Consider the following 21558-nt stretch of genomic DNA (forward strand, 5'->3'; position numbering starts at 1 on the left):
CCATGATCGACCGCATCTCTCCGGCCCTACGTCCGCCGGATCGGCCCGCCGGCTTCCAGCGATGGCGAACCCTCTTGTTTCTGCACTGGGAGGTGCCCGCGGAGGCGATCGCGAGGCTCTTGCCTGCCGAGCTCTCGGTCGACACGTTCGAGGGAAAAGCGTGGGTCGGGGTCGTGCCCTTCACGATGCGCGACGTCGCGCCCCGCTGGTCCCCGTCCGTCCCGGGGATCTCGCATTTCCACGAGCTCAACGTCCGCACGTACGTCCATCTCCGCGGCAAGGATCCGGGCGTCTGGTTCTTCAGCCTCGACGCGGCCGCGACGATTGCCGTGGCGGTCGCGCGCGCCGGCTGGCACTTGCCGTACCACCGCGCCTCGATGAAGCTCGACATCTCCGGGAGTACCGTCGACTACCGGAGCAAGCGCCTCTTCCCCGGCCCGAAGCCGGCCGAGTTCGAGGCGCGTTACCATATCGGGGAATCGATCGGCTCCGCCAAACCCGGGACGCTGACGCATTTCTTCGCCGAGCGGTACATTCTTTATGCCCGCACCCGCTCGGGTTTGTCGCTCGGACGCGTGCATCACGTGCCGTATCCGCTCCACGAGGTGAAGGTCGAATCGTGGCGTGATGGAATGGTCGCGGCCGCGGGCCTGCCCGAGCCCTCCGGCGAGCCGCTCGCGCTCTACAGCCCCGGCGTCGACGTCGATGTCTACAAGCTGGTGCCGGTCGTTTGAGCCCCTACGAACTACGCGCGCGCCGCCCCTTCGCGCGCTCGAGCAGCCCCTTGAGCACCTGCGGATCGAGCGGCTTCATGAGCTGATGATCGATCCCCGCCTCCTCGGCTTTGCGTCGATCCGCCTCCTGCCCGTACCCGCTCACGCCGATCAGGAGCGCCTGCGACGTCGGCCGCGTCGCCCGCAGCAGCCGCGCCACCTCGAACCCGTCCATGCCCGGCAAACCGATGTCGAGCAGCACCACGTGCGGACAGAACGTCGCCGCGACCGACACGCCCTCCTCGCCGCTCTTCGTCGCCCGCACGTCGTAGCCCCAGAGCCCGAGCAGCTCGGAGAGCATGTCCGCCGCGTCCGCGTTGTCCTCCACGACGAGCGCCCGCTGCACGTTCCCCGGATCCTCCTCCACCGGATGCGCCTTCTCGCTCGGCCCATCTCTTCGCACGTGCGGCAGCCGCACCACGATCTCCGAGCCCTTGCCCACGCCCTCGCTTCGCGCCTCGACCGTGCCCCCGTGCATCGTGATCAGGCTCTTCACCAGCGTCAGCCCGATCCCGAGCCCGCCCTGCGATCGATCGAGCGCGCGTTCACCTTGCACGAACAGATCGAACACCCGCGGCAGGAGCTCCGCCGGCATCCCGATCCCGTTGTCCTTCACGGTCGCGGTCACGGCCGCCTTGTCCTGCACGACCGAGAGCGCGATCTCGCCGCCGCGCTCCGTGTACTTCGCCGCGTTGTTCAAGAGGTTCACGATCACCTGCTCGAGCCGCGTCGGATCGCCCTGCACGAGCACCGGCGCCGCCGGGAGCGCGACCCGGAGCGTGTGGCCCGACGCGTCCACGAGCGGCCGTGCGGCGTCCACCGCGCTTCGCACGATCGTCCCGAGATCCACGAGCTTCGTCTGCAGCGTGATCGTCCCGCGCGTGATGCGCGAGACGTCGAGCAGGTCGTCGACGAGCCGCGAGAGGTTGCGCGCTTGCCGCTCGATCACGCTGCGGAAACGCTCGACCCGCGCGTCGCCGTGCGTCGCCACGCGGATCATCTCCGCCGCCGTCAGGATCGGCGCGAGCGGGTTCCGTAGCTCGTGCCCCAGCATCGAGAGGAACTCGTCCTTGCGCCGATCGGCCTCGCGGAGCGCCTCGTTCGCCTTCACGAGCTCGGCCGTCCTCGCGGCGACCCGCGCTTCGAGCTCGTCGTTTGCCTGCCGGAGCGCCGCCTCCGCGGCCTTGAGCGGCGTCAGATCCGTCGCGACCACGGTGAACGTCGGATCCTCCTCGCCCGCGTCCCGGATCGACAGCATCACCGGCAGCGGCGCCCCACTCGCTTGCGCAAGCGTGATCTCGCCTTTTGCGCTCCCGCCCTGGGCCGCCGCGAGCAGCGCGTCGAACGTCCCCGCCTCCGCGGCCCCGACGCACCCGCGCAGCGAGGCGCCCAGCACCTTGCTGAGCGGGCGACCGAGCATCTCGGCGACCTTGCGATTGGCGAACAGGATCGTCCCGTCTCCGCTGACCGTCATCGCGCCTTCGTTCAGCGTCTCCAGCAGCGTCCGGTGCGCGTGATCGGCGCCTTTCAGCACGAACACCCGCGGCGCGCCGTCGGCGGAGACCACGAGCGCGTCCACCTCGCCGGCGCGGATCGCGGCCAGCGTCGCTTCGGCCTCCTCGACGCGCAGGAGCAGGTCGTGCGCGACGATCGGGGCGTCCGGCTTCGAGGTCAGCTCGTCGTCCTTCTTCGTCATGGTTCCCCCGTCGGGGTCGGAGAAACGCCAAGACCCACGAGGACACGCTCGATGTCGGACAGCGAGCCGATGATGCGCTGCACGGGCAGCGGCCGCTCCCGCACCAGCGTCGGCGCAGCGACGATCTGCGCGTCGCGCGCGAGCCACGGTTCCTGGTTCAGGTCGTGCACCTCGAGGTCGAAGTGGCCCGCGAGGTGCTGGTCGCAGAGCTTCCGCACGTTGCGGATCGCAAAGCGCGATCTCGGCGAATTGCCGACGACGTAGAGCCTTAGGACGTACGTCTCTCGGGGCGCGTCGACGAGCGCCTGCGCCCAGAAGTCGTCCTTGTCCCCGGCGATCGCCGAGGGGGTTTTTCCGTTGCGCCCGTCGTCGTGATCGCTTCCCCCCATGATCGCCCTCTCAGCGAGGCCGGATGTCGAGACCCACGAGCACGCGCTCGGTGTTGGACAGGTCCCCGATGATCTTGCGGATCGGCTCGGGCAGCCGCCGCACGAGCGTGGGGATCGCCAGGATCTGATCCCCCTCCGCGAGCTGCGGGTGCTGGAGCAGATCGATGATGTCGATGCGGTATTTCCCGGCGAGGTGCTCCTCGCAGAGCCGCCTCAAGTTGCCCAGCGCGAGGAGCGACTTCCTCGTCTGACCTGCGACGTAGAGACGTAATTCCCAGAACTCGGGGGTCACGTCGTGGTGGATCCCGTCCACGGGGCTCGTCATCCGGCACCACCTCCATTCTGCTGCCTGTTCGGGTCCGCCTGCCGAAGACGGGCCATCTGTTCACGGTCGCGGCCGAGGCTCACCTCGCGACGTTTGTCCTGATCCAGGATGGCCAGGACCTCCTGCTCCTCTGCCTCGTACTCGGCCCGCAGTGCGAGGATCTGCGCCTCGACCTGCGCGCGCTTCCGCGCGAGATCACGCTGCTTGCGGTCCATCTCTTGCTGCCGCGTGATCGCCTCGGCGCGCTCTCTCGCTTCTTGCGCCTGCCGCGCCGACCCCGTGAGCACTCCCGCGGGCCCCACGTAGACGTCGAGCAGGTCGATCCCGTGCGCGCCCATGTGGAACTCGCGCACCTGGTTCGAGTGCGACATGCCCCTCGATTTGAGCACGTAAAGCCCGCGGTTCCGTTCGCCGCTGCCCTCGAGGAACTGCACGAGCAGCCACGTATCCATGAGCGACGAGATCCCCACGTCCGTCTCTTCGAGCGCGCCGCTGCCGGCCGTCAGGCTCGTGAAGATCGCGGAGATCCCGCGGCTCTTCAGGAAGTCGACGAGCCGCATGAGCATCGCGCGAACCTCGAAGTTCGATGCCACCATGGCGAGGTTCGTCACGGGATCGATCACGACCACGCTCGGATCGAAGGACTCGACGAGCCGGTGCATGTTCGCGAGGTGCATCTCCAGCCCGAAGAGCGTGGGGCGGGAGGCGTGGAACTGGAGCCGGCCCTGGTCGAGCCAGGGCTTCAGATCGAGGCCGATCGAGCGCATGTTGCGCACGAACTGGCCCTGCGACTCCTCGAAGGCGAAGTAGAGGCAACGCTCGCCGCGCCGGCAGGCGCTGTGGATCGCGTGCGCCGCAAGGCTCGACTTGCCCGTGCCCGGCGTCCCCGAGATCAGCACGCTCGACCCGCGGAAGATTCCCTTGCCGCCGAGCATGGCATCGAGGCGCGGCACGCCGGTCGACATGCGCTCCTCGGAGGCGGGGTGCGTCAGTCCGATCGAGGTCACGGGCACGACGGAGATGCCTCCGGCGTGGATGAGGAACGGATATTCGTTCGTCCCGTGCATCGTCCCGCGGTATTTGACGACACGCAGGTATCGCGTCGCAACCCGCTCGTGCACGCGTTGTTCGAGCAGGATCACGCAGTCCGAGACGTATTCCTCGATCCCGTGCCGGGTGAGGGTGCCGTCGCCGCGCTCGCCCGTGATGATTGCGGTGACGCCGCGATCTTTCAGCCAGCGGAAAAGCCTCCGGAACTCGGAGCGCAGGATGCCTTCGTTGCCGAGGGCCGAGAACAGCGTCTCCAGCGAGTCGATGACCACGCGTTTCGCCCCGACCGACGAGATCGCGTATTCGAGCCGCACGAAGAGGCCATTGAGGTCGTAGTCCCCGGTCTCGAGGATCTCGCTCCGCTCCACGTGCACGTAGTCGATCGCCAGCTTTTTGCTGGCGACGAGACCGTCGAGGTCGAATCCGAGGGAGGCGACGCTCTGCGTGAGCTCGACCGCGGTCTCCTCGAACGCCACGAATACCCCTGGCTCGCCATGCTCGGTCGCGCCGCGGACCAGGTACTCCAATGCAAAGAGCGTCTTGCCCGACCCGGCGCTGCCGCATACCAGAGTGGTGCGCCCCCTCGGGAGTCCCCCGACCGTGATTTCATCGAATCCCTTGATGCCGGTCGGGGACTTTGCCAGAACGTTCAACGATTTTCTTGTCTCGACTACACCTGTCTTCGACTCGTATGTGTCCATACGAACCCCAACTCCCGGACGAAATCATGTCAATCGTTCGGGCGCAGATCGATCCACGCCGAACGGCTCATGGCCGCCGATGGATCCCGCACCGGCTCCATCTGGGGCATATCTTTTCGTGGATTTGACCTTATTGCACAGAAATGAGCGCTGTGCAAGACAGGATACAGGTTGTCACGGTCATACATCCCCCATCCGTCACCAACGATGACAATATCGTAGGAGGACGAGGCAATGTTGTCGAAAGAAAATCGCTCCAGCTGTGTGGCTTAATCCTGCTTCACCTTCCGCAGGAGCTCCTTCGTCAGATTCTTCTGGTGGGACTCCAATGTACCACCGCCGATTTCCAGGAGCTTTGCGTCGCGCAGGAACCGCTCCACCTTGTACTCGTTACAGTATCCCCAGCCGCCGAGGACCTGCATCGCGTTGTCGGCGACTTCCTTGCCCACCGGCGCCGCGAAGAGTTTCGCCGCGTCCGTGCCGATGCGGTTGCGTTTGGCCGGGCCCACGTCCCGCGCCACGCTGTAGACGAGCGCCCGCGCGGCCTCGGTCTTCGCGTAACTCTCGCCGATGTAGCGCTGGATCTGTCCGTGCTCCGCGATCGACTTGCCGAAGCTCGTCCGCTCCGCCGCGTACCGCACCATGATGTCGAGACAACGATCCGCGATGCCGAGGCTCATCGCCGCCAGCGTGAGCCGCTCGATCTCGAGGTTGCGCATCATGTTGCGCACGCCCCCGCCCACCGTGCCGAGCACGTTCTCCGCGGGCACGAACACGTCGTCGAGCATGAACTCGCTCAAGGTGCTCGCGCGCATGCCCATCTTCTCGGTCTTCTTTCCGACGGAGAACCCAGGCGTGTTCCGCTCCACGACGAACGTCGTCACGTCGGCATCGACCTTCGCGTAGACGATGAACACGTCGGCATCGACCGCGTTCGTGATGAGCGCCTTGTGGCCCTTGAGCACGAACCCCTCGCCCTCGCGCCGCGCCGTGGTGCGCATCCCGAGCACGTCGGTGCCGCTCGACGGCTCCGTCATGCCCATCGCGCCGATCCACTCGCCCGAGATCACCTTGGACAGCCAGCGCTCGCGCTGCGCTGCGTTCGAGGCGTAGTAGAAGTTGTTCACGAACAGCACCGCGTGCGCGAGGTACGCGAGGCAGAAGCCCGGATCGCTCTTCGAGAGCTCGTGGTGCACGATCACCGCGCCCACGGCGTCCAGACCCGCGCCCCCGTCCTGCTCCGGGATCGTGAGCCCGAGCAGACCGAGCTCGCCGGCCTGCTTCAGCAAGGGAACGTTCAGCGTGCCCGTGCGATCATGCTCTTCCGCCTGCGGCTCCACCACGTCGCGGACGAAGTTCCGCACCATCTGGCGCAGCATCCGGTGCTCTTCGGTCGGGTTCTCGAGGTCGAAGACGACGTCGCTCATGCGCGGGACACTAGCACGAGAGGCTCCGAGAACGTCCCCATCCAACGCTCGGGGCTACGCCCGGACAAGCCGGGCTCCGCCCCCACCCCCGCGACGAACCTTCCCACTCCGGCCGGGCACGCCCTTCGCAACGCCTCGGAGCGATGCTGGTCTTCTGGGGACTCACCGTGGGCGCGTTCCTCGCCTGGCTGCTCGCCGTGACGGGCGTCTACGAAGCAGGCCCGTGGATCCATGTCCTGCTCGTCATCTCCATCGCCTTCGCCGTGACGGGACTCCTGTTCCGCCCGATCGGCCGGCGCTGAGAAAAACCGTTCCCCGCGCGGTGCGTCACGCCTATACCGGCGCCCGTGCGCCCCGAAAGCCTGTTTTTCCGGCCGGATGAGCTCGCCCCGAAGGGCCCGGCCGACCGCCCCTCCGTGACCGTCCGCTGGCTCGGCACGGCGGGCTTCGAGATCACCTGCGAGGACCACGTCCTCCTGCTCGATCCCTACGTCACGCGCGCCTCGCTCGCCCGATGCATCACCTCCCCGCTCGCCCCGGACCTCGGCGCGATCGGACGCTACATCCGCCGCGCGGACGCGGTGATCGTCGGCCACACGCACTTCGACCACGCCCTCGACGTCCCCGTCATCGCCAAGCGCACCGGCGCGCGCGTCTTCGGCTCCCGCTCCGCCGCCGCGCTCTGCCGCGCCGCGGGCGTGCCCGAAGCCCGCGTCGAGGTGGTCGAGCGCGAGCCTGGACAAACGCCGATCGTCCGCGAAGTCGGCCCGTTCCGCCTGCGCTTCGTCCCGAGCGCGCACTCGCGCTTCGCTCTCGGCCGCGTGCCGTTCCCGGGCGACATCGACGACTGCGACGCCGTCCCCGTCCGCACCGAGGGCTACCGCTGCGGGGCCGTCTTCCGCGTGGAAATCGAGGTCGCGGGCCGCACGATCGTGCACCTCGGCAGCGCCGAGCTCTTGCCCGACGAGCCCGCGCCGCGGCACGTCGACCTGCTCCTGCTCTGCGTGGCGGGCTGGCGCAGCGGCGTCGACCTGCCCGAGCGCGTGATGCGCGCCGTCGCGCCCGAAACCGTGCTCCTCTCGCACTGGGACGATTTCTTCCGGCCGCTGCACGAGCCCGTGCACGTCCTGCCAGCCGTCGGCATGGCCCCGCTCGCCGAGCGGCTCACGCGCGCGTCGCGGGACGTGCGCGTCGGCGCGCTCCCGCTGCTCGGCGACCTCTTCCTTTGACCTGAAAGGATTCCCTCTCCCCAACCCCTCTGAGAGGGGCAGGGGGTGAGGGTCTTTCCGCCTACTCGCGCGCCCGGATCGCCGCGTTCCCGTCGGGCGCGTGATAGACCTCGATGAGCCGCGACGTCACGAGATGCTCGAGCATGCGGCGGCGCGCGTCGGGCGACGGATCGAGCCGGTTCGACTGCCATCGCGTCACGAAGTAGTTCGCCCCGACGTAGCCGTTGCGCAGCCTGCGCTCGGCGGCGCGCAGCTCCTCGATGAACACCGACTCGTCGTCGGACGGCTCGTACGAGGGCGGCGCCGGTTCGGGCGCGTCCGGGTCGGCGTCGTGCGGGTCTTCGCACTCGTCGTGCGTCGGTTCGCGCGGCACCGTTCCTGCGGGCGGCGTGGGCACGGCGGGGGGAATGTCCTCGCTCGCCCAGCGCGGCTCGGGCCCGGGCGGCGCGGGCGCGCCGGAGCCCTCGGTATCCTCGAAAAACGAGATCCCTTCGAGCAGATCGATGTGATCGAACGCTGCCTTGCGCAGCCGCGTCGACAGCCCCGCGCGCCCCCACGTCGACACGTATGCCTGGCGGCCGAGCTGCCGCACGCCTTCGACGGCCGGCGCGTGATCGGAGTCGCCCGAGACGAGCACGAGCACGTCGAACGCGTTGACGGCCGCGAGGCGCAGCATGTCCGCGACCATCGAGGTGTCGACCTCTTTTTCCTGTGTATACCGGTTCTCGGCCCCGCAAGCCGCACACTGGAACATCGTCGTTTTGCGGGGGAAACGCTTCACGAAAAAGCCGGGCTGCACTTCGAGCATGTCGAGGAAGCCTGCGAGCTTCTTCTGCCCTTCGGTCACCGCGGCCGATCCGATCTCGATGCCGGTATAGTAATAAGCGCCCCAAAGCAGCGATCCGCCCACGCGTTCGACGAGCCAGCGCGAGAGTTTGGGAAACGCGAGCCTTCGGCCTCCCGCCTCGTCACGCCAACCGGAGTGGAAATTCTTGCCGTCGAAGAAAATACAGACGCGCATCACACCGCCGCTCGAAACAAAGAATCCGTCGCCCCTTCGAGATGCCGATCACGGCCATTGACGATCCCATCACGCGATCGCGGGGGCGGGGTGTCTTAGTCCGAGGCTCCGCGTCCGGTCAACCCGCTTTCTCGGCCGAAAAAAACGGCTTGTGCGACGCAGGGCTCCTGCCCACCGGGCCCGCTCACGCTTTCGCCGTCATCGTAGTGTTATGGTCGGCCGTACCCTGGTCCGACGACGTGGCGCTCCGTCCCGCTTGCAGGTCTTTGGGAGCCCCCAAACGATCTCGACTCGCGCTCTTGCCTCTGCTGGGTATTCTTGGGGGCGCATGCCCGGTCCTGCCCTCGATCTGTCGCTCGCGCTCGATGTCCGGAGTGTCCCTCCGGGCACCACGCAGCGCGCGCACCTCGTCATCGAGGTTTCGGCCGCGCTCCCCGAGGATGAACGGCACGAGCGGCCGCCCCTCGCGCTGGTGTTCGCCATCGATGTCTCCGCGTCGATGTGGGGTCAGCCGATGGAGCAAGTCGTGCGCTCCATCGAGCGGATGGTGGAGCTGCTCGATCCCACCGATCGCGTGGGGATCGTCTCGTTCTCCGAAGGCGCGGAGATCGTCGCGGAGCTCGAGCAGCTCGACGCGCCCGCGCGGCGCAGGCTCGCGGGCAGCTTGCGGCGCATCGATCCCGAGGGCGGCACCGACATGGAGAGCGGCCTGCGCACGAGCCGCAGCGCGCTCGGCCCGCGCGTGCCCGCGGAGCGACGTGGCATCCTCCTGCTCAGCGACGGCGATCCGACGCTCGGGGATCGTCGGCCCGAGGCGCTCGCCGAGATCGCAGCCACGTTCCGCTCGGATGCAACGGTCTCCACGCTCGGCTACGGCGAAGAGCACAACGAAGACATCCTGCGGCGCATCGCGGTCGCGGGCGGCGGCCAGTATTATTATGTGCGGGATCCGGCGCTCTGCGCGACCGAGCTCGCGCTCGCCGTGGGCGCGACGGGCGACGCGGTCGCCGAGGGCGTGTCGGTCGACGTTTCGCCTGCGCGCGGCGTCGACATCATCCGCATCGCGGGCGACGTGCGCGTGCGCAAGACCATGGGCGCGGCGCGCGTGGAGCTGCCGGACCTCCAGCCGGGCGAACACGCGTCGCTGATCGTCGAGGTCGCGATCGAGCCCGGCGCCTCGGCGAACGGGCCCTTCGAGGTCGTGCGCGCGCGCCTCGCGCATCGCCGCCCGGGCGCTTCGGACGTGCACGTCCTCGAGCGCGCGATCGGCGCCTTCGTGCAGGACGGCGTGCCCGAGCGCGACCCTTCGGCGCGGGCGCGGGTGCTCGTCGCGCTCGCGGAGGAGGCGCGCACCGCGGCGCGCGTGCTTGCGGATCAGAGCTCGTTCGAGCTGGCGGCGGCGCTGCTCCGGCGCGCGGTGGACGGCATGCGCGCGGAGGCTGATCTGCTGGGGTTCGGGGCGCAGGACGCCGAAGGCGATCCGGAGCCCCGAGCGTGGAACGACGAGGACGGCACGCCGCTCGGCGAAACGATCGCGCAGCTCGCGGAGGAGGCGGAGGTCCTCGCGAAGAAGCCGAACCCTGCGGCGTATCGCCTCTTCCGCAAGGCCCAGGCGGGCCGCGCCGCGGCGGCTTCACGCCGCGCGGGCGCAAGCCAGGCGGGCCCTCTCAGCCGCCGCGCCATGGCCACCATCGCGGGAAACCTCCCCCGCGCCCGCCTGCTCGTCGTGCAAGGCAATGGCCCGAACGATGGGTATCGCCTCGAAGGCACCACGATCACAATCGGCCAGACAAACCACGCGCAGATCCGCCTCGAAGGCAAGGACGTCGCGCGCGAGCATTGCTCGATCGTGGGGCAGGATGGCAGGTTTTGGCTGACCGACCTCGGCGGCGGCAGCGGCACGCTCGTCAATGGCAAGAAGATCACGGCGCCGGCGGCGCTCAAGCCTGGGGACGTGATCGGGGTCGGTGAGTTCGAGCTCAAATACGAAGAAGAACGATAGTGGAAAGGCCCCTCCGGGCCTCGCGCGTTTCCGTCCTTTGCTTCCCATGCGCCTCGATTCTCGCCCTGCCTTCCTCGTTGCCGCTCTCACGCTGATCACCGCGGCATCCTTCGCCGCGTGCAGCTCCTCCGAGAACAAACCCACCGGCGGACAGGCCGTGCCGAGCACGACAGAGGCCGCTCCCGTGGGGTCCACGATGCCCGTGGTCACGGAGGCGGTCGCGGAGGCGGACGCGGGCACGGACGCGGGCGCGGAAGCGGACGCTTCCACGGCAGCGATTGCCGACGCGGGCGCGGACGCGGAGGCTGACGGCGGAACCCCGCCCGTTTGTCCTTCCGGCATGATCAAGATCGGCCGTTACTGCGTCGACCGCTGGGAGGCGCACCTCGCCACGAAGACCGCGGACGGCGCCATCACGCCCTGGCCCCATTACGATCGCCCCGAGAAGGGCACGTTTTACCTCGCCATGAGCGCGCCCGACGTCTACCCGCAGGCCTACATCAGCCGCGTCGAGGCCGCCGAGGCTTGCGCGCACGCGGGCAAACGCCTGTGCAGCCGCGCCGAATGGACGCGCGCCTGCAAGGGCCGCATGGGCTACCGGTATCCGTACGGCAACAACGGCAAGCGTGGCGCTTGCAATACCGGCAAGCTCCACCTCCTCGAGAGATTTTACGGCCGGAGCCGCGGCGCCTGGACGTACGAGGTCTTCAACGACCCGAGGCTCGACCGCGAGCCCGGCTTCCTCGCCAAGTCGGGCGCGTACGCGACCTGCGGCAGCGACGAAGGCGTCTTCGACATGGTCGGCAACCTGCACGAGTGGGTGAGCGACGCCGTCGACTCCGATATCGAGGACGTCCTCGCGCGGGACGAGGTCGAGCGGAAGAAGCAGCCCTGGAAAGTGGGAAATGGCATCTTCATGGGCGGGTTTTTCAGCACCACCCAGGAGCACGGCCCGGGCTGCTCGTTCACCACGGTCGCCCACGAGCCGGCCTACCACGACTATTCGACGGGATTCCGCTGCTGCATGGACGCGCCCGGGGCCGAGAGGAGGCCCCGTACGAAGAAGCGCTAGTTCGACTGCGTATCGGGCGCGGCCGGGCCGTCCGGCGTGGCCGTCCCAGGCGCTTCGTTCGTGACGGGTGCGATCGGCCCCGTGGGCGTTTTGGGCGGTTTGTCCTTGGGCAGAGGCTCGCGACAGGCGGCGGCGAGCGTCAGGGCGGCGAGCAGCAGGGTCTTCGGGACGACGGATCGCATACCTCCGATGTGACGAGACCCGCCTGCCTCGTCAATCGGGCAACATCGACGATTTCAGGGCGCCGGAAACGCCCCGGGCGGCGCGGCTGGCGGTGCGGCGAGCGGGGGTGCGGCGCCGGGCGGGGGCGGGGGAGGGGGCTCGCTCGGCGCGGGCTTGCGGGCGCGCTCGTCCTCGACCAGCTTCACGAGCTGTTTTTGCAGCGACATGCGCAGATCGATCCATTGCTCCTCGGCGTAGTCCTTGGGGCCCTTCGCGTAAATCGTCGCGTACGGCTCTCCGCGCGTATCCTCCTCGGAGAGGTGGCCGTAGAGGTAACCATTTCGCACATCCACGACGAATGCCTCGACGTACCCTTTCACCTGGGTATCGACGAACGGCACGAAGAAGATGGGCACGAGCAGCGAGACCGTGGCGACGAGGGGATTGACGCCCTGGTTGCGGTAGCCGTGGTCCACGATGACGAGCACGTCGGTGTTCGCGCGGGCCGCCAGCAAGCGGAGCTTCTTCAAGGAGATCTCGCGCGGCGGTTCGTAGGAATACCCGTTTCCATTCCCTTCGGAAAGCCGCCGCTGGCCGGTGACGAACAAGGACGGAATTCGATAGATGCTGGTGACGCCGGGCAGCTTGCCGAACACTTTCTCCAGGTCCTCGGCGACGTCCGGGTCGAGCGTGTAATAGGCGAGCCGGATCGCGCCGGGGGGCATCTGGGGCCGAGCTTCGAAGGCCTTGCGGATGTCCTCGTCGTCGATCTCGACCTCGCGATCCATCTCGAAACTGGTGTTTCGGGACGGCACGTAGCTGGCGCCGCAGCCCTCGAGGCCGGTGAGCGCGAGGGCGCAGAGAGCGAGAGGTGCGAGGCGACGCATCGGAAATCCTTTCGGTGGGCGGAGAACGGGGCCCGTCCGGCGAGCTTACACGTGCCTCCTCGCGAAGCGCTACGCCCTGATCCCCCTTCCGTTCCGCCGAAATTCATGCTCACCATGGGCAAGCATGGCCGAAGCCCTGTCCGAACGTGGGCATTGGAAAGAGTCCTGGAAGACGGACGCCTGGGAGCTCCTCATGACGAGCCCTGCGCATGGCGTGTTTTTCACCCGCGTCTCCGGGCATGCGGACCTCGACTGCGCGCTCCACGTGATGCGCGCGTTCGACCGCCTCGCCGCGCTCACGCTGGGCGACATCGAGGTCTTCCACGACTGGGAGCACGTCACGGGCTACGACAGCATCGTGCGGCAGGAATTCGTGCGCTGGGCGCAGGAGCACCCGAAGCAGGGAGAGGCGCACATCCTGGTGAAGTCGCGTATCGTGGCGATGGGCGTTTCGGTCGCGAACGTCGCGCTTGGCGGCAGGCTCAAGGCGTATGCCGACCGCCCCAAGTTCGAGCGGGCCCGGACCGAGACGATCGCCAGCAAGCGCAGGGCCTCGATTCCGGGCTAACGCGGTCGTCACCCCGTCTTCGTTTCCTCTTCGGGTTTTTTCTTCCCACCTGAATTCCGCTTCGCCAAACGCCTCATCCTCGCCTTCTCCGCGGCGTCGCTCACCGGCTTGCGGATCTGCTCGACGTGCTCCGCCGTCGCTTTGGTGCGCTCCAGCGCGCCGAGGACGAGCTCGACGGTACGGACCTAGGTCCGCATCCGTCGCCGCACTTCGGCGGCCGGAATCTCTTCTTTCGCCGCGGCCACGGCCGTCATCGATTTCTTCTGCTCCACCGCGCCGAGCGACGCGCCGACCGTGCCAATTTGAAGGACGAGATCGAGCGCCGAGACATTTGGGAGGACGCGGATCTGCTCGAGCACGCCGGAGAGCTCCTTCTTGGCGAGCTGCGCCATCTGCACGGCATTGCCTGCCTCGCTCTCGTAGGACGCCTTGACGACCTCGAGCCCCGTGGGCAGGAGCTTTTCATGGGCGGCATCGATGGCCTCGGCGAGCGCGACATCCGGAGGATCCTGGCCGAGAAGGGCCTCCTTCGCGGCGCGCAGCCCGAAATGCAGGGCGCGCTGGAGGTGATCATGGCGGGAGTCGAGCGCTTTGGCCTGGTCGGAGAGGGCGCGCAAGGCCGTCTCCGCGGAGCTGCCCGCGCGCGCGTTCACGAGGGCGCCGTGATCCTCCTCCACGCGAGGCAGGAGGGGCGCGAGCTCGGCGATGCCGAGGAAGACGGGCTTCAAGGCGCCGGTCCATTGTTCGGTGATGGCGATCATCTCACCGATGTCGAGGTCGTTCAGGAACTGCATGAGGTCACGTTCACGGGTCCCGATGTTCGCGCGCAACGTCGAGGTAATGTCGAGGATCGGGGTCCAGGTCGACGCCGATAAGCGATGTACACCGCGGCTAGCTCCTGCGACGTTGAAGACACCAGGCATTGAACAGTTATCGCTGTTCGGGCAGATGGAGGCTCAATCGGATTTCGACGCTGGCAAGATGTGCCGCAAGCCGTGGGCGTGGCTTTTGCGGCATGTGGTTGCGATTGACGTGACGGTGTGTCCCGGTGGCTTTGCCAAAGACATGCTCGGAGAGGAGCGCGCTTTTCAATGGCGCGAAAAGAGGCGCTCGCTCCTCCGCGCGGAGATCGACGCACTGTGCTTCCGTGCATATGCTCTGCAGCGCGGCGACGTCGAGTACGTGCTGGATGCGCTCGACAAGGTGAGGGAGCGCGACGAACGTGAGCTCGGTACATACCGGACGAGAGCGCTGGTCCTCGACATCTACGATCGCATGCAACGCGCCATCGACACCGGCGAACCTTACCAGACCCTGCTCGATCCGCCGCCCGCCGATCCCCGCGTCGCCCACCCACCGCGCGAGACGAAGAGCTGAGGCTTTCCGAAGCGCTTTGCCTGGGAAAAGAAGGCGAAGGAGGGGCCTGCCCGCGCCCAGGCTATGGCCTGCCCTTCCATCGAGCTTCGCTGCGTCGACGGTAAGCGGAGCTCGCGCGTCGGCGTGAGCGACGAAATCCTGCTCTCGGCGCGACGGCCGCTCGGGCGCCCTGTCCGGAACGGGCACGCGCCGATCTGCGTGATCGGTGGCCCGTTTTTCCTATCCCTTCCCTCCTGCCGGGCGCCGGGGGGGACGGGAATCCTGGTTTGTCTCAGGCGCCCATCACCGATTTGGAGCAGAATGTCATGTACAGGAAGATCGCGGTCGTCCTTCTCGCTGGCACCACCCCCGCCTGCTTGCTGATGATGCCACCCGGCATGGTATCCGAGGGGACGCCCGCGCAGAACCCGCTGGTCAGTGGTGCGCCGCTCGAAGCACGGAGCAAGGGCAAGATCGGGGTCGTCAGCGAGCCGGACTGCAACGTGTGGCCGTTCGAGGACACGATGACGGTCAAGGCGAGCGAGAGCGAGGTCTGCGTGACCGCGCTCCAGCACAAGGACGCACCGCCGGGATGGACCGGCGAGCCGACCGCCAACAGCAGCGAGGGCTACAGCGTGTCGAGCGGCGCGGAGCGTGGCTACATCGACGCGCGCAAGACGCGCGCGTCGAAAGTCGGATCGTGCTTCAACAAGGGATTCAACAAGCAAGTCGCGATCTGGGCATTCGAATACGAGGGCTGCACACCGAACAACGGGGTCCTGACCAAGGCGTCCCCATCCTTGCGCGTCGGCGACGCGTCGTGGACCTTCCCGGCGCCGGCCGCGACCGAGCCGGCGACCAGCGCCGCGGCGAAGCCGTGATCACGCGCCCGCGGTCCTGCTCCTGCGTGTAACGTCCTTGACGCGGACGAGAGAATCGAGAGTATTTCCCCTCCCCAGATGCCCGGCCGTCCTTACCGCGAGCCCGCTCCGATCGACCCCGGCCCCGCTCCGGAGCCGACAGCGGCGCTGGCCCGCCTCGGCAGCCTACGCTCCGTCCACGCCCCGCCGCCCCTCCACCGCGCCCTCCTCGGCCCGATCCTGATCGCGGGCCTCGTCGTCGGCGTGGGTGCCGCGGTGGGCGGGCCGCTCGCCATCGTGGCGCCCTTCGGGGCGGCCACGCTCGTCCTCCTCGCCTGGTCGCCGCTCCGCACCCGCGGCTTCTCGGCGGCGCTCCACGCCCACGGGCTTTTGATCACACAGGCGGGTGTGCGCCGGCCCGTCGCGTTCGAGGACGTGAACGAGGTGTGGTTCGAGATCGACCGGCTCCAGGGCCAGGCGGGAGCGAGTCTCCTGGCCATTCGTCTGGTCGATTTCGATGGCGAGGTCCACCGCTTGCCGCTCGGGGTCAGCGCCGCCGCTGCGCTCGCCGACGGCGTGCTGCGCGCCTGCTCGGGGCCGCTCCTCACCGAGGCACGACAGGCGCTCGCCGAAGGGGAGACGCTCACGTTCGGGCACATCCAGCTCGATCGGGCGGGGATCACCGTCGCCGGTGCACGGATCGCATGGCAAGAGGTCCGGCTCGCTGTCGTCCAGCGGGGCAAGGTCTATCTCTATCGCCGGTGGCCGATCTTCTCCTGGCGCACGCTGAGCCTCGCCCGCATCCCCAACCCCACCGTGTTCGTCCGTCTGCTCATGGCGAGCGTGCCCAGGGTGCGCGTCGACGATCAGATCATCGTGCCCTTCGCCTCCGGGGACGAGGCGGTACGCGCCCAGGCAGCGGAGGCGGCGAAAGGAGGGGTCGAGCTCGGCCTGCAGAACATGCTCATCGGCGGCGTCTTTTTCCTCGCCGGGCTCGCCATTACCTGGGCCACCTACTCACGGCATGGCGACACATACATCCTCGCATACGGGCCCATCCTCTTCGGCGCCGTCCGCTTCTACCAGGGCCTCGCCGCGTACCGCTCCGGGCCTCGACGCTGAATGCAGCCGCAGAACGCCCTCCATGCAGCCGCCCTTGGAGCGCCTGGGAAGCGAGGGAACGTGCTCCTCGCGGCGCCGGGGCGCGGTCAACGCTCCACCGCGCCGATATCCGGGTTCGTCCGGGGCTTCGCCCAGAAATCCAGGGGAGGGGCCTTTGCGGGATCCGCCTTGTCGAGGAGCGGCGACCCTTCCCCGGGGGCGGGCGGGACCGAGGCGGTGAGCAGCGGATCGGCGGTCACGTAACCGGGCCCTGGGACCGCGCTCCCGGCATAGTTGGTGGTATTGCCGGAGAGCGCGTTGTTGCCGAAGGTCGCGGCGGTGCCGGCATACAGGTCCACGCCCACGTCGTTGCCGCGGATGAGGTTGTTGAAATAGCCGAGCTCGAGTGTCTGCAGGAAGAAGTAGGTATTGATCCCGGTGCCGTTGTTCGTGATCGTGTTGTTCGTGAGCGACACGCGGGTCACCTTGCCGGAATTGCTGCAGCACGTGGTGGCCACGATCTCGGCGCCGATCGCGGAGTCGTGCAGGTAGCTGTTGGTCACTTTCGCCACGACGCCCATTCCGGTGGTGCCGTCGCTTTGCACGCGCAGCGCCCCCTGCTGGGCGCTCGAGATGTCGCAGCCATCGACGGTCACGGTCTCGTGGACAGCGCTTTGGACGATGACGATGTCGAGGCCAGGCGTGGTCATCCCCTGCAGGGTGCAGGCCCGGATCACGACCGGCGGGTACGCGGTCACCCTCAGCCCGTCCGTGACCGTGATCCCCTCGAAGACGAGCCCCTCGCCGTCGGGCGTGAGCCCCGCGCCGACCTTGACGTGACCCTGGAGGGTGACCTTGTCCGCGGCGGCGCCGCGGATCGTGAGGAGCGAAGTATGGAGGTTATCGATGGTGACGTCCTCGGTGTACGTCCCGGGTTTGACGCAGATCGTCCCGCCGAGCTGCTCGAGCGCGCTCACCGCGGACTGGATGGTCGCATAGTCGCCGGGCACGGATACGCCGTCGCAGGTGAACTCGCATTCGCCCGCGACGCAGGCCTGATCGGCGCGGCACGTGGGGTCGGGGCACGCGCCGCCCTGTCCGCCGCCCTCGCCGCCCTGTCCGCCGCCCTCGCCGCCCTGTCCGCCGCCCTCGCCGCCCTGTCCGCCGCCCTCGCCGCCCTGTCCGCCGCCCTCGCCGCCCTGTCCGCCGCCCTCGCCGCCCTGTCCCCCGGCGCCGCCGCTCCCGACAGGCGGGGTCATGCCTCCAGAGCCACCCGTGCCCGTGCCTCCGGAGCCGCCCGCGCCGGTGGTCCCCTTCCCGGGATCGTTCGAGCATGCGCCTGCCCAAAGCCCCAATGCAACCACAACGAGCGCACGTGTCTTCACCGTCATTCTCCGTCGCAATGTCCTCAACACCTCCGTTCGGACAGGGACCCCGGGCGGCCGTCGCGCCGGGAGCAGGATTTCGTCGCTCGCGCCGGCGGCGGTGACGCGGTTCACCCTGAGCGCTGCTTGACCTTTTCCGATCTCCCGAGGTGCAATCCTGGGTACCCCCCATGAAGCGGAACATCCTCGGGCCGATCCTCCCTTTGCTACCAGCGATCGGGCTTGGCGCGGGCTGCTCCAGCTTGACCCTCAGCGGGTCCTTCGACGAGACGCGCAGCACCGGGCCGGCCGTGCAGGTGACCGATATCCACGGGGGAACCAGAACCGCGCAATGCCCCTCGCGAGAGGCGCCGGCCTCGTGCCCCTTCCACGATATCCGCTGCCGTTTCGACGACCGGGGCTGCGAGATCTGCGTCTGTGAACAGTGACGACGGTCGATCGCGCGTTCACCGCGCGGAGGCGCATTTGGGGTGCAGACTGGCGACCCACCACGCCGCGCGCGTCTCACGATCTTGCCCGGGGACGACGTCGTTCCCAGGGCCGACGAGAGCGCTGGCGACGACCCGCGCACGCGCGCAGTCGCCCGCCCGAGCGAAGCAGGTCATCAGGCCCGACCGGGCGCCAGCTACGGTGCTTGGCGTCGGCGCCGTCGAACCGCGCTCGCCGATGGCTTGTTCGAGTTGCGCGGCGAGCTGCTCGCAGTGCGCGACCGTGTAGGGCGCTAGAGTCGCCTGCATCGACACGGCGAGCACGCGCTCTTCGGCGGAGGCCCGGCTCGTGTCGTCCGCGGGGCAGTATTGCAACCTCAACCGCTTCACCGTTTCATCGTCGTTGCCGGCGGCGCGCATGCGCTGCGCGCCTTGCTCGCATTTGCCGGCGCGCATCTCGCACAAGGCGCGCGTCTGGGTCGTGTAGCTGGCGAGCGCCGGGTCGAGCTTCTCGGCCCGCTCGATGAGCTCCAGGCACTCTTTGCCGTTCAGCCCGCGGTAGAACCCCAACGTCGCCTTCTGCAAAAGCTTGAAGGCCTCCTCCCTGTCGCTGCCCGACGCGCGAGGCGCGCCGGAACCGGCTGCCGGAGCGATCATCGCCGCAAAGCGCGCGCTCGCGGGCGGGACGCGCGGTGAGCGCACCGGCGGCTGCGGAGAAGAGGCCGGCGCCGCCGTGAGCGTGGAAGACGCTTCGGGCGCTGCCACGCTCGGCGCGGACGCGGCGGTGTGCTCGGTCGTATCGACGTCGTTTCCAGGGGCGGTGCTCGTGGGTATCGGGCGATCGCGCCACGAGCCGGCCGCGGCGAGCGTCGCGAGGGCGACGCCGACGAGCGCGAAGGAGACCACGCGTGCCCGTCCCGGATCGGCCACGGGACGCGCTTCGAGCGAGGCAACGAGCGCCGCGACCAGCGCCTCCACGTCGCGGTGGCGGGCGGCAGGGTCGATCGCGATCGCGCGGGCAAGGGCTTCCCACAACGCAGGCTCCGGGCCGGCGCTCCCCCACCGCTCGCGGCCGAGGCGCGCGAGCTCCGCGGCCGCCGTGCCCGCCTCCGGACGTTCGCCCGTGAGCGCTTCGACCAGACAGAGCCCGAGCGCGAACTGATCGACCGCCGGGCCCACCTCGCCGTCGCGCTGCTCGGGCGCCATGTACGCCCGCGTGCCGGCCAGGCAGGCTCGTTGATCCGCGCTCACCGCGAGCCCGAAATCGGCGACGCGCACGCGCCCGTCCTCGCCGAGCAGGAGGTTCGCGGGCTTGATGTCGCGGTGCGTGAGGCCCGCCGCGTGAATGGCGGCGAGGCCACGGCCGGCCTGCACGTAGGCCTCGACGCGCTTGCGGAAGCCGGCCGCGCCCTCCGGCCAGGCCTTGTCGAGCGTCGCCCCCTCGACGTACTCGGCCGCGAGGAAGACGGCGCCGCCCTCGACGCCGACGTCGAACACGGTGAGCACGTTGGGGTGCGTGACCTTCGCGAGCGCGCGCGCCTCCGCCGCGAGCCGCTCGGCGGCGCCGGCCTGGTCCGGCCGCGTCAGCTTGAGCGCCACGCGGCGCCCGAGCGCCGGATCCCAGCCCACGTACACGACCCCCATGCCGCCCGCGCCGACGACCCCGCGGATCTCGTAGCGACCGAGGCTCCGAGCTTCGTGCGACGGGCGGGGCTCCTCCGCGTGGTGCTCGCTCGCCGCCCCGCCGTGGCGGACGCCGAGCACGCGCCCCAGCGCGACGAGGGCGCGGCGGCAGGCGGCGCAGCCGTCGAGGTGACGCTCGAACGCGTCGCGCTCGGGCGCGTCGGCATGCCCTTCGATGAATTCGCAGAGGGCCTCGGTATCGGGGCAGGACGCGGGCGGCGGGCTCATTCTTCCCGGGCGAGCAGGCGCGATAGGCTCAGATCGAGGTTGCTCTCGACGAGGCGCAGGATGCTGTCGAGCTCGGTGCCGGAGGTGCGCAGCGAGCGCGCGAGCTCCACCCGCGTCGCGTCCACGAGCCGCTGTCGCGCTTGCACCGTGCGCCGCGCCGCCGTCGCGCGGTGGACGCCGAGGCACGCCGCCACCTCGTCGCAGCCCAGGCCGTCGAGGACCGACAGACGCAGCACGAGCCGCTCCGCCGGCGCGAGCTGCGCGATCGCGTGCGCGAACGCGACGCGGAACGCATCGCGATAGTGCACCTTGAGGAAATCCAGCTCCACGTCGTGGCCGTCGGCGACGGCCTCGAGCGCGTCGCCCCCGGCCTCGATCTCGCGCCGCTCGCTCTCTGCGGCGTTCACGAAGGCGCGCACGGCCGCGACGCGCAGCCAGTTCTCCAGAAACCCGCGGCCCGAGTATCCGGCGATACGCGGCTCCGCGCCCGGTCCCGCGACGAAGAGCCGCTCGCGCAGGATCTGGCGGAGCTCGGCGCGGCGATCTTCGCTCGGCGCGAAGCGGGCGGCGACGGCGTCGATCACGCTGCCGAAGCGCCGCTCGAGCTCTGCGACGGCGCCCGGCGAGCCGGCGGCGCAGGCGCAGGCGAGATAGAAATCATCGGCCCGGATGCGGGCGAGCGCGGCCTCGGGATCGGGCGCTGCGGCGAGGTGACGATCGAGGTGGGCGAGGAAGACGCAATCGTCGAGGCCGAGCTCGGGCCAGGCCGTTCGGCCCGCGGCCGCGAGCGCCAGTCGTGCGTCCTTCGCGTGCATCCCGACGCGGGCCAGGCAAGCAGAGCCCTGCCGGGGGCGCAAGCGACGAAATCCTGCTCTTGGGGGTACCAGGCGCGGCGCGCGCGCAGGGCGCAGGGCGCAGCCCAGTGTTCATGGTGAGAATCTCCTTTCTCGAGCTCCATGCTCCAGCAATGATGATGCCGGCCGTTCGCAAAGGATATTTACCGTGATCAACGGCGTTCCTGAGCGGCCGAGTCATGGATCCACGAAGCGGGCAGCTCGGCATGCGCGCCCTCGGCCGCGTGCTCCGCGAGCGCGAACGTTCCTCGCACGTGCGAGGCGCTGCGCGCTCTCCTCGGCACGACGGCGGCCCTCTTCGGCGCGCGATCATCCGACCGCGGGGCGCTCGAGGCCGCGCTGCGCAAGGCGAGCGATCTGC

General features: G+C 69.1%; 21 protein-coding genes. 9 read left to right on the forward strand and 12 right to left on the reverse strand.

Going from position 1 to position 21558, the window contains the following annotated elements:
• Positions 1-2: 2 nt before the first annotated feature.
• A complete protein-coding gene (locus KEG38_RS03505) occupies positions 3-734 on the forward strand; it encodes a YqjF family protein (protein WP_272417544.1) in 732 nt (243 codons plus the stop codon).
• Between the two features lie 4 nt (positions 735-738).
• Here the strand turns inward: KEG38_RS03505 and KEG38_RS03510 are convergent, their stop codons facing one another.
• From KEG38_RS03510 to KEG38_RS03530, 5 genes are all read right to left on the reverse strand, one after another.
• A complete protein-coding gene (locus KEG38_RS03510) occupies positions 739-2469 on the reverse strand; it encodes a hybrid sensor histidine kinase/response regulator (RefSeq protein WP_272417545.1) in 1731 nt (576 codons plus the stop codon).
• Entirely contained in the window at positions 2466-2858 is a 393-nt protein-coding gene (locus tag KEG38_RS03515; RefSeq protein ID WP_272417546.1) for a circadian clock KaiB family protein, read from the reverse strand. The genes KEG38_RS03510 and KEG38_RS03515 overlap by 4 nt, the downstream gene beginning before the upstream one ends.
• Before the next feature lie 10 nt (positions 2859-2868).
• Positions 2869-3183, reverse strand: a complete 315-nt coding sequence (locus KEG38_RS03520) for a circadian clock KaiB family protein (RefSeq protein ID WP_272417547.1) — start codon at positions 3181-3183, stop codon at positions 2869-2871.
• The gene (gene kaiC / locus KEG38_RS03525; RefSeq protein WP_272417548.1) at positions 3180-4886 is read right to left on the reverse strand and encodes a circadian clock protein KaiC; all 1707 of its coding nucleotides are present in this window, start codon (positions 4884-4886) and stop codon (positions 3180-3182) included. The genes KEG38_RS03520 and kaiC overlap by 4 nt, the downstream gene beginning before the upstream one ends.
• 317 nt (positions 4887-5203) lie before the next feature.
• A complete protein-coding gene (locus KEG38_RS03530) occupies positions 5204-6361 on the reverse strand; it encodes an acyl-CoA dehydrogenase family protein (RefSeq protein WP_272417549.1) in 1158 nt (385 codons plus the stop codon).
• A 143-nt stretch (positions 6362-6504) separates the two neighbouring features.
• Here KEG38_RS03530 and KEG38_RS03535 point away from each other — a divergent pair, with 143 nt between their 5' ends.
• Entirely contained in the window at positions 6505-6663 is a 159-nt protein-coding gene (locus KEG38_RS03535) for a hypothetical protein (protein WP_272417550.1), read from the forward strand.
• A 45-nt stretch (positions 6664-6708) separates the two neighbouring features.
• Positions 6709-7590: an MBL fold metallo-hydrolase gene (locus KEG38_RS03540; protein ID WP_272417551.1), complete on the forward strand. Its 882-nt coding sequence runs from the start codon at positions 6709-6711 to the stop codon at positions 7588-7590.
• A gap of 61 nt (positions 7591-7651) precedes the next feature.
• Here KEG38_RS03540 and KEG38_RS03545 read toward each other — a convergent pair whose 3' ends face one another.
• Positions 7652-8611 (reverse strand): NYN domain-containing protein, encoded by a 960-nt coding sequence (locus KEG38_RS03545; RefSeq protein WP_272417552.1) that lies wholly within the window; start codon positions 8609-8611, stop codon positions 7652-7654.
• Positions 8612-8939: 328 nt separating this feature from the next.
• Here KEG38_RS03545 and KEG38_RS03550 point away from each other — a divergent pair, with 328 nt between their 5' ends.
• Together KEG38_RS03550 and KEG38_RS03555 are read left to right on the forward strand one after the other, a co-directional pair.
• A complete protein-coding gene (locus tag KEG38_RS03550) occupies positions 8940-10613 on the forward strand; it encodes a VWA domain-containing protein (RefSeq protein ID WP_272417553.1) in 1674 nt (557 codons plus the stop codon).
• A 46-nt stretch (positions 10614-10659) separates the two neighbouring features.
• Complete coding sequence (locus tag KEG38_RS03555) at positions 10660-11685, forward strand: formylglycine-generating enzyme family protein (protein ID WP_272417554.1); 1026 nt, start codon at positions 10660-10662, stop codon at positions 11683-11685.
• Here KEG38_RS03555 and KEG38_RS03560 read toward each other — a convergent pair.
• Positions 11682-11867, reverse strand: a complete 186-nt coding sequence (locus KEG38_RS03560; RefSeq protein WP_272417555.1) for a hypothetical protein — start codon at positions 11865-11867, stop codon at positions 11682-11684. The two genes, KEG38_RS03555 and KEG38_RS03560, sit on opposite strands and share 4 nt — an antisense overlap.
• Before the next feature lie 54 nt (positions 11868-11921).
• Entirely contained in the window at positions 11922-12734 is an 813-nt protein-coding gene (locus KEG38_RS03565) for a hypothetical protein (protein WP_272417556.1), read from the reverse strand.
• Between the two features lie 124 nt (positions 12735-12858).
• Here KEG38_RS03565 and KEG38_RS03570 point away from each other — a divergent pair, with 124 nt between their 5' ends.
• A complete protein-coding gene (locus KEG38_RS03570; RefSeq protein WP_272417557.1) occupies positions 12859-13302 on the forward strand; it encodes a hypothetical protein in 444 nt (147 codons plus the stop codon).
• Positions 13303-13487: 185 nt separating this feature from the next.
• Here KEG38_RS03570 and KEG38_RS03575 read toward each other — a convergent pair whose 3' ends face one another.
• Positions 13488-14096, reverse strand: a complete 609-nt coding sequence (locus KEG38_RS03575; RefSeq protein ID WP_272417558.1) for a hypothetical protein — start codon at positions 14094-14096, stop codon at positions 13488-13490.
• Between the two features lie 22 nt (positions 14097-14118).
• Here KEG38_RS03575 and KEG38_RS03580 point away from each other — a divergent pair, with 22 nt between their 5' ends.
• The 3 genes from KEG38_RS03580 (at position 14119) to KEG38_RS03590 (ending at position 16640) form a co-directional block, all read left to right on the forward strand.
• Complete coding sequence (locus KEG38_RS03580; RefSeq protein WP_272417559.1) at positions 14119-14679, forward strand: hypothetical protein; 561 nt, start codon at positions 14119-14121, stop codon at positions 14677-14679.
• Positions 14680-14984: 305 nt separating this feature from the next.
• The gene (locus KEG38_RS03585) at positions 14985-15539 is read left to right on the forward strand and encodes a hypothetical protein (RefSeq protein WP_272417560.1); all 555 of its coding nucleotides are present in this window, start codon (positions 14985-14987) and stop codon (positions 15537-15539) included.
• Positions 15540-15617: 78 nt separating this feature from the next.
• Positions 15618-16640 carry a DUF6585 family protein gene (locus KEG38_RS03590; RefSeq protein ID WP_272417561.1) on the forward strand — a complete coding sequence of 341 codons (1023 nt, stop codon included), beginning with the start codon at positions 15618-15620 and terminating at the stop codon, positions 16638-16640.
• 86 nt (positions 16641-16726) lie between these two features.
• Here the strand turns inward: KEG38_RS03590 and KEG38_RS03595 are convergent, their stop codons facing one another.
• The 3 genes from KEG38_RS03595 to KEG38_RS03605 all read right to left on the reverse strand — a co-directional run bounded on the left by KEG38_RS03595 (position 16727) and on the right by KEG38_RS03605 (position 21200).
• Positions 16727-17878: a pectinesterase gene (locus KEG38_RS03595; protein ID WP_272417562.1), complete on the reverse strand. Its 1152-nt coding sequence runs from the start codon at positions 17876-17878 to the stop codon at positions 16727-16729.
• A gap of 572 nt (positions 17879-18450) precedes the next feature.
• Positions 18451-20343: a protein kinase domain-containing protein gene (locus KEG38_RS03600; RefSeq protein WP_272417563.1), complete on the reverse strand. Its 1893-nt coding sequence runs from the start codon at positions 20341-20343 to the stop codon at positions 18451-18453.
• Complete coding sequence (locus KEG38_RS03605; protein ID WP_272417564.1) at positions 20340-21200, reverse strand: sigma factor-like helix-turn-helix DNA-binding protein; 861 nt, start codon at positions 21198-21200, stop codon at positions 20340-20342. The genes KEG38_RS03600 and KEG38_RS03605 overlap by 4 nt, the downstream gene beginning before the upstream one ends.
• Positions 21201-21558: the final 358 nt, after the last annotated feature.

Origin of the sequence: Polyangium jinanense, assembly GCF_028435265.1 — a bacterium.
Lineage (GTDB): Bacteria > Myxococcota_A > Polyangia > Polyangiales > Polyangiaceae > Polyangium > Polyangium jinanense.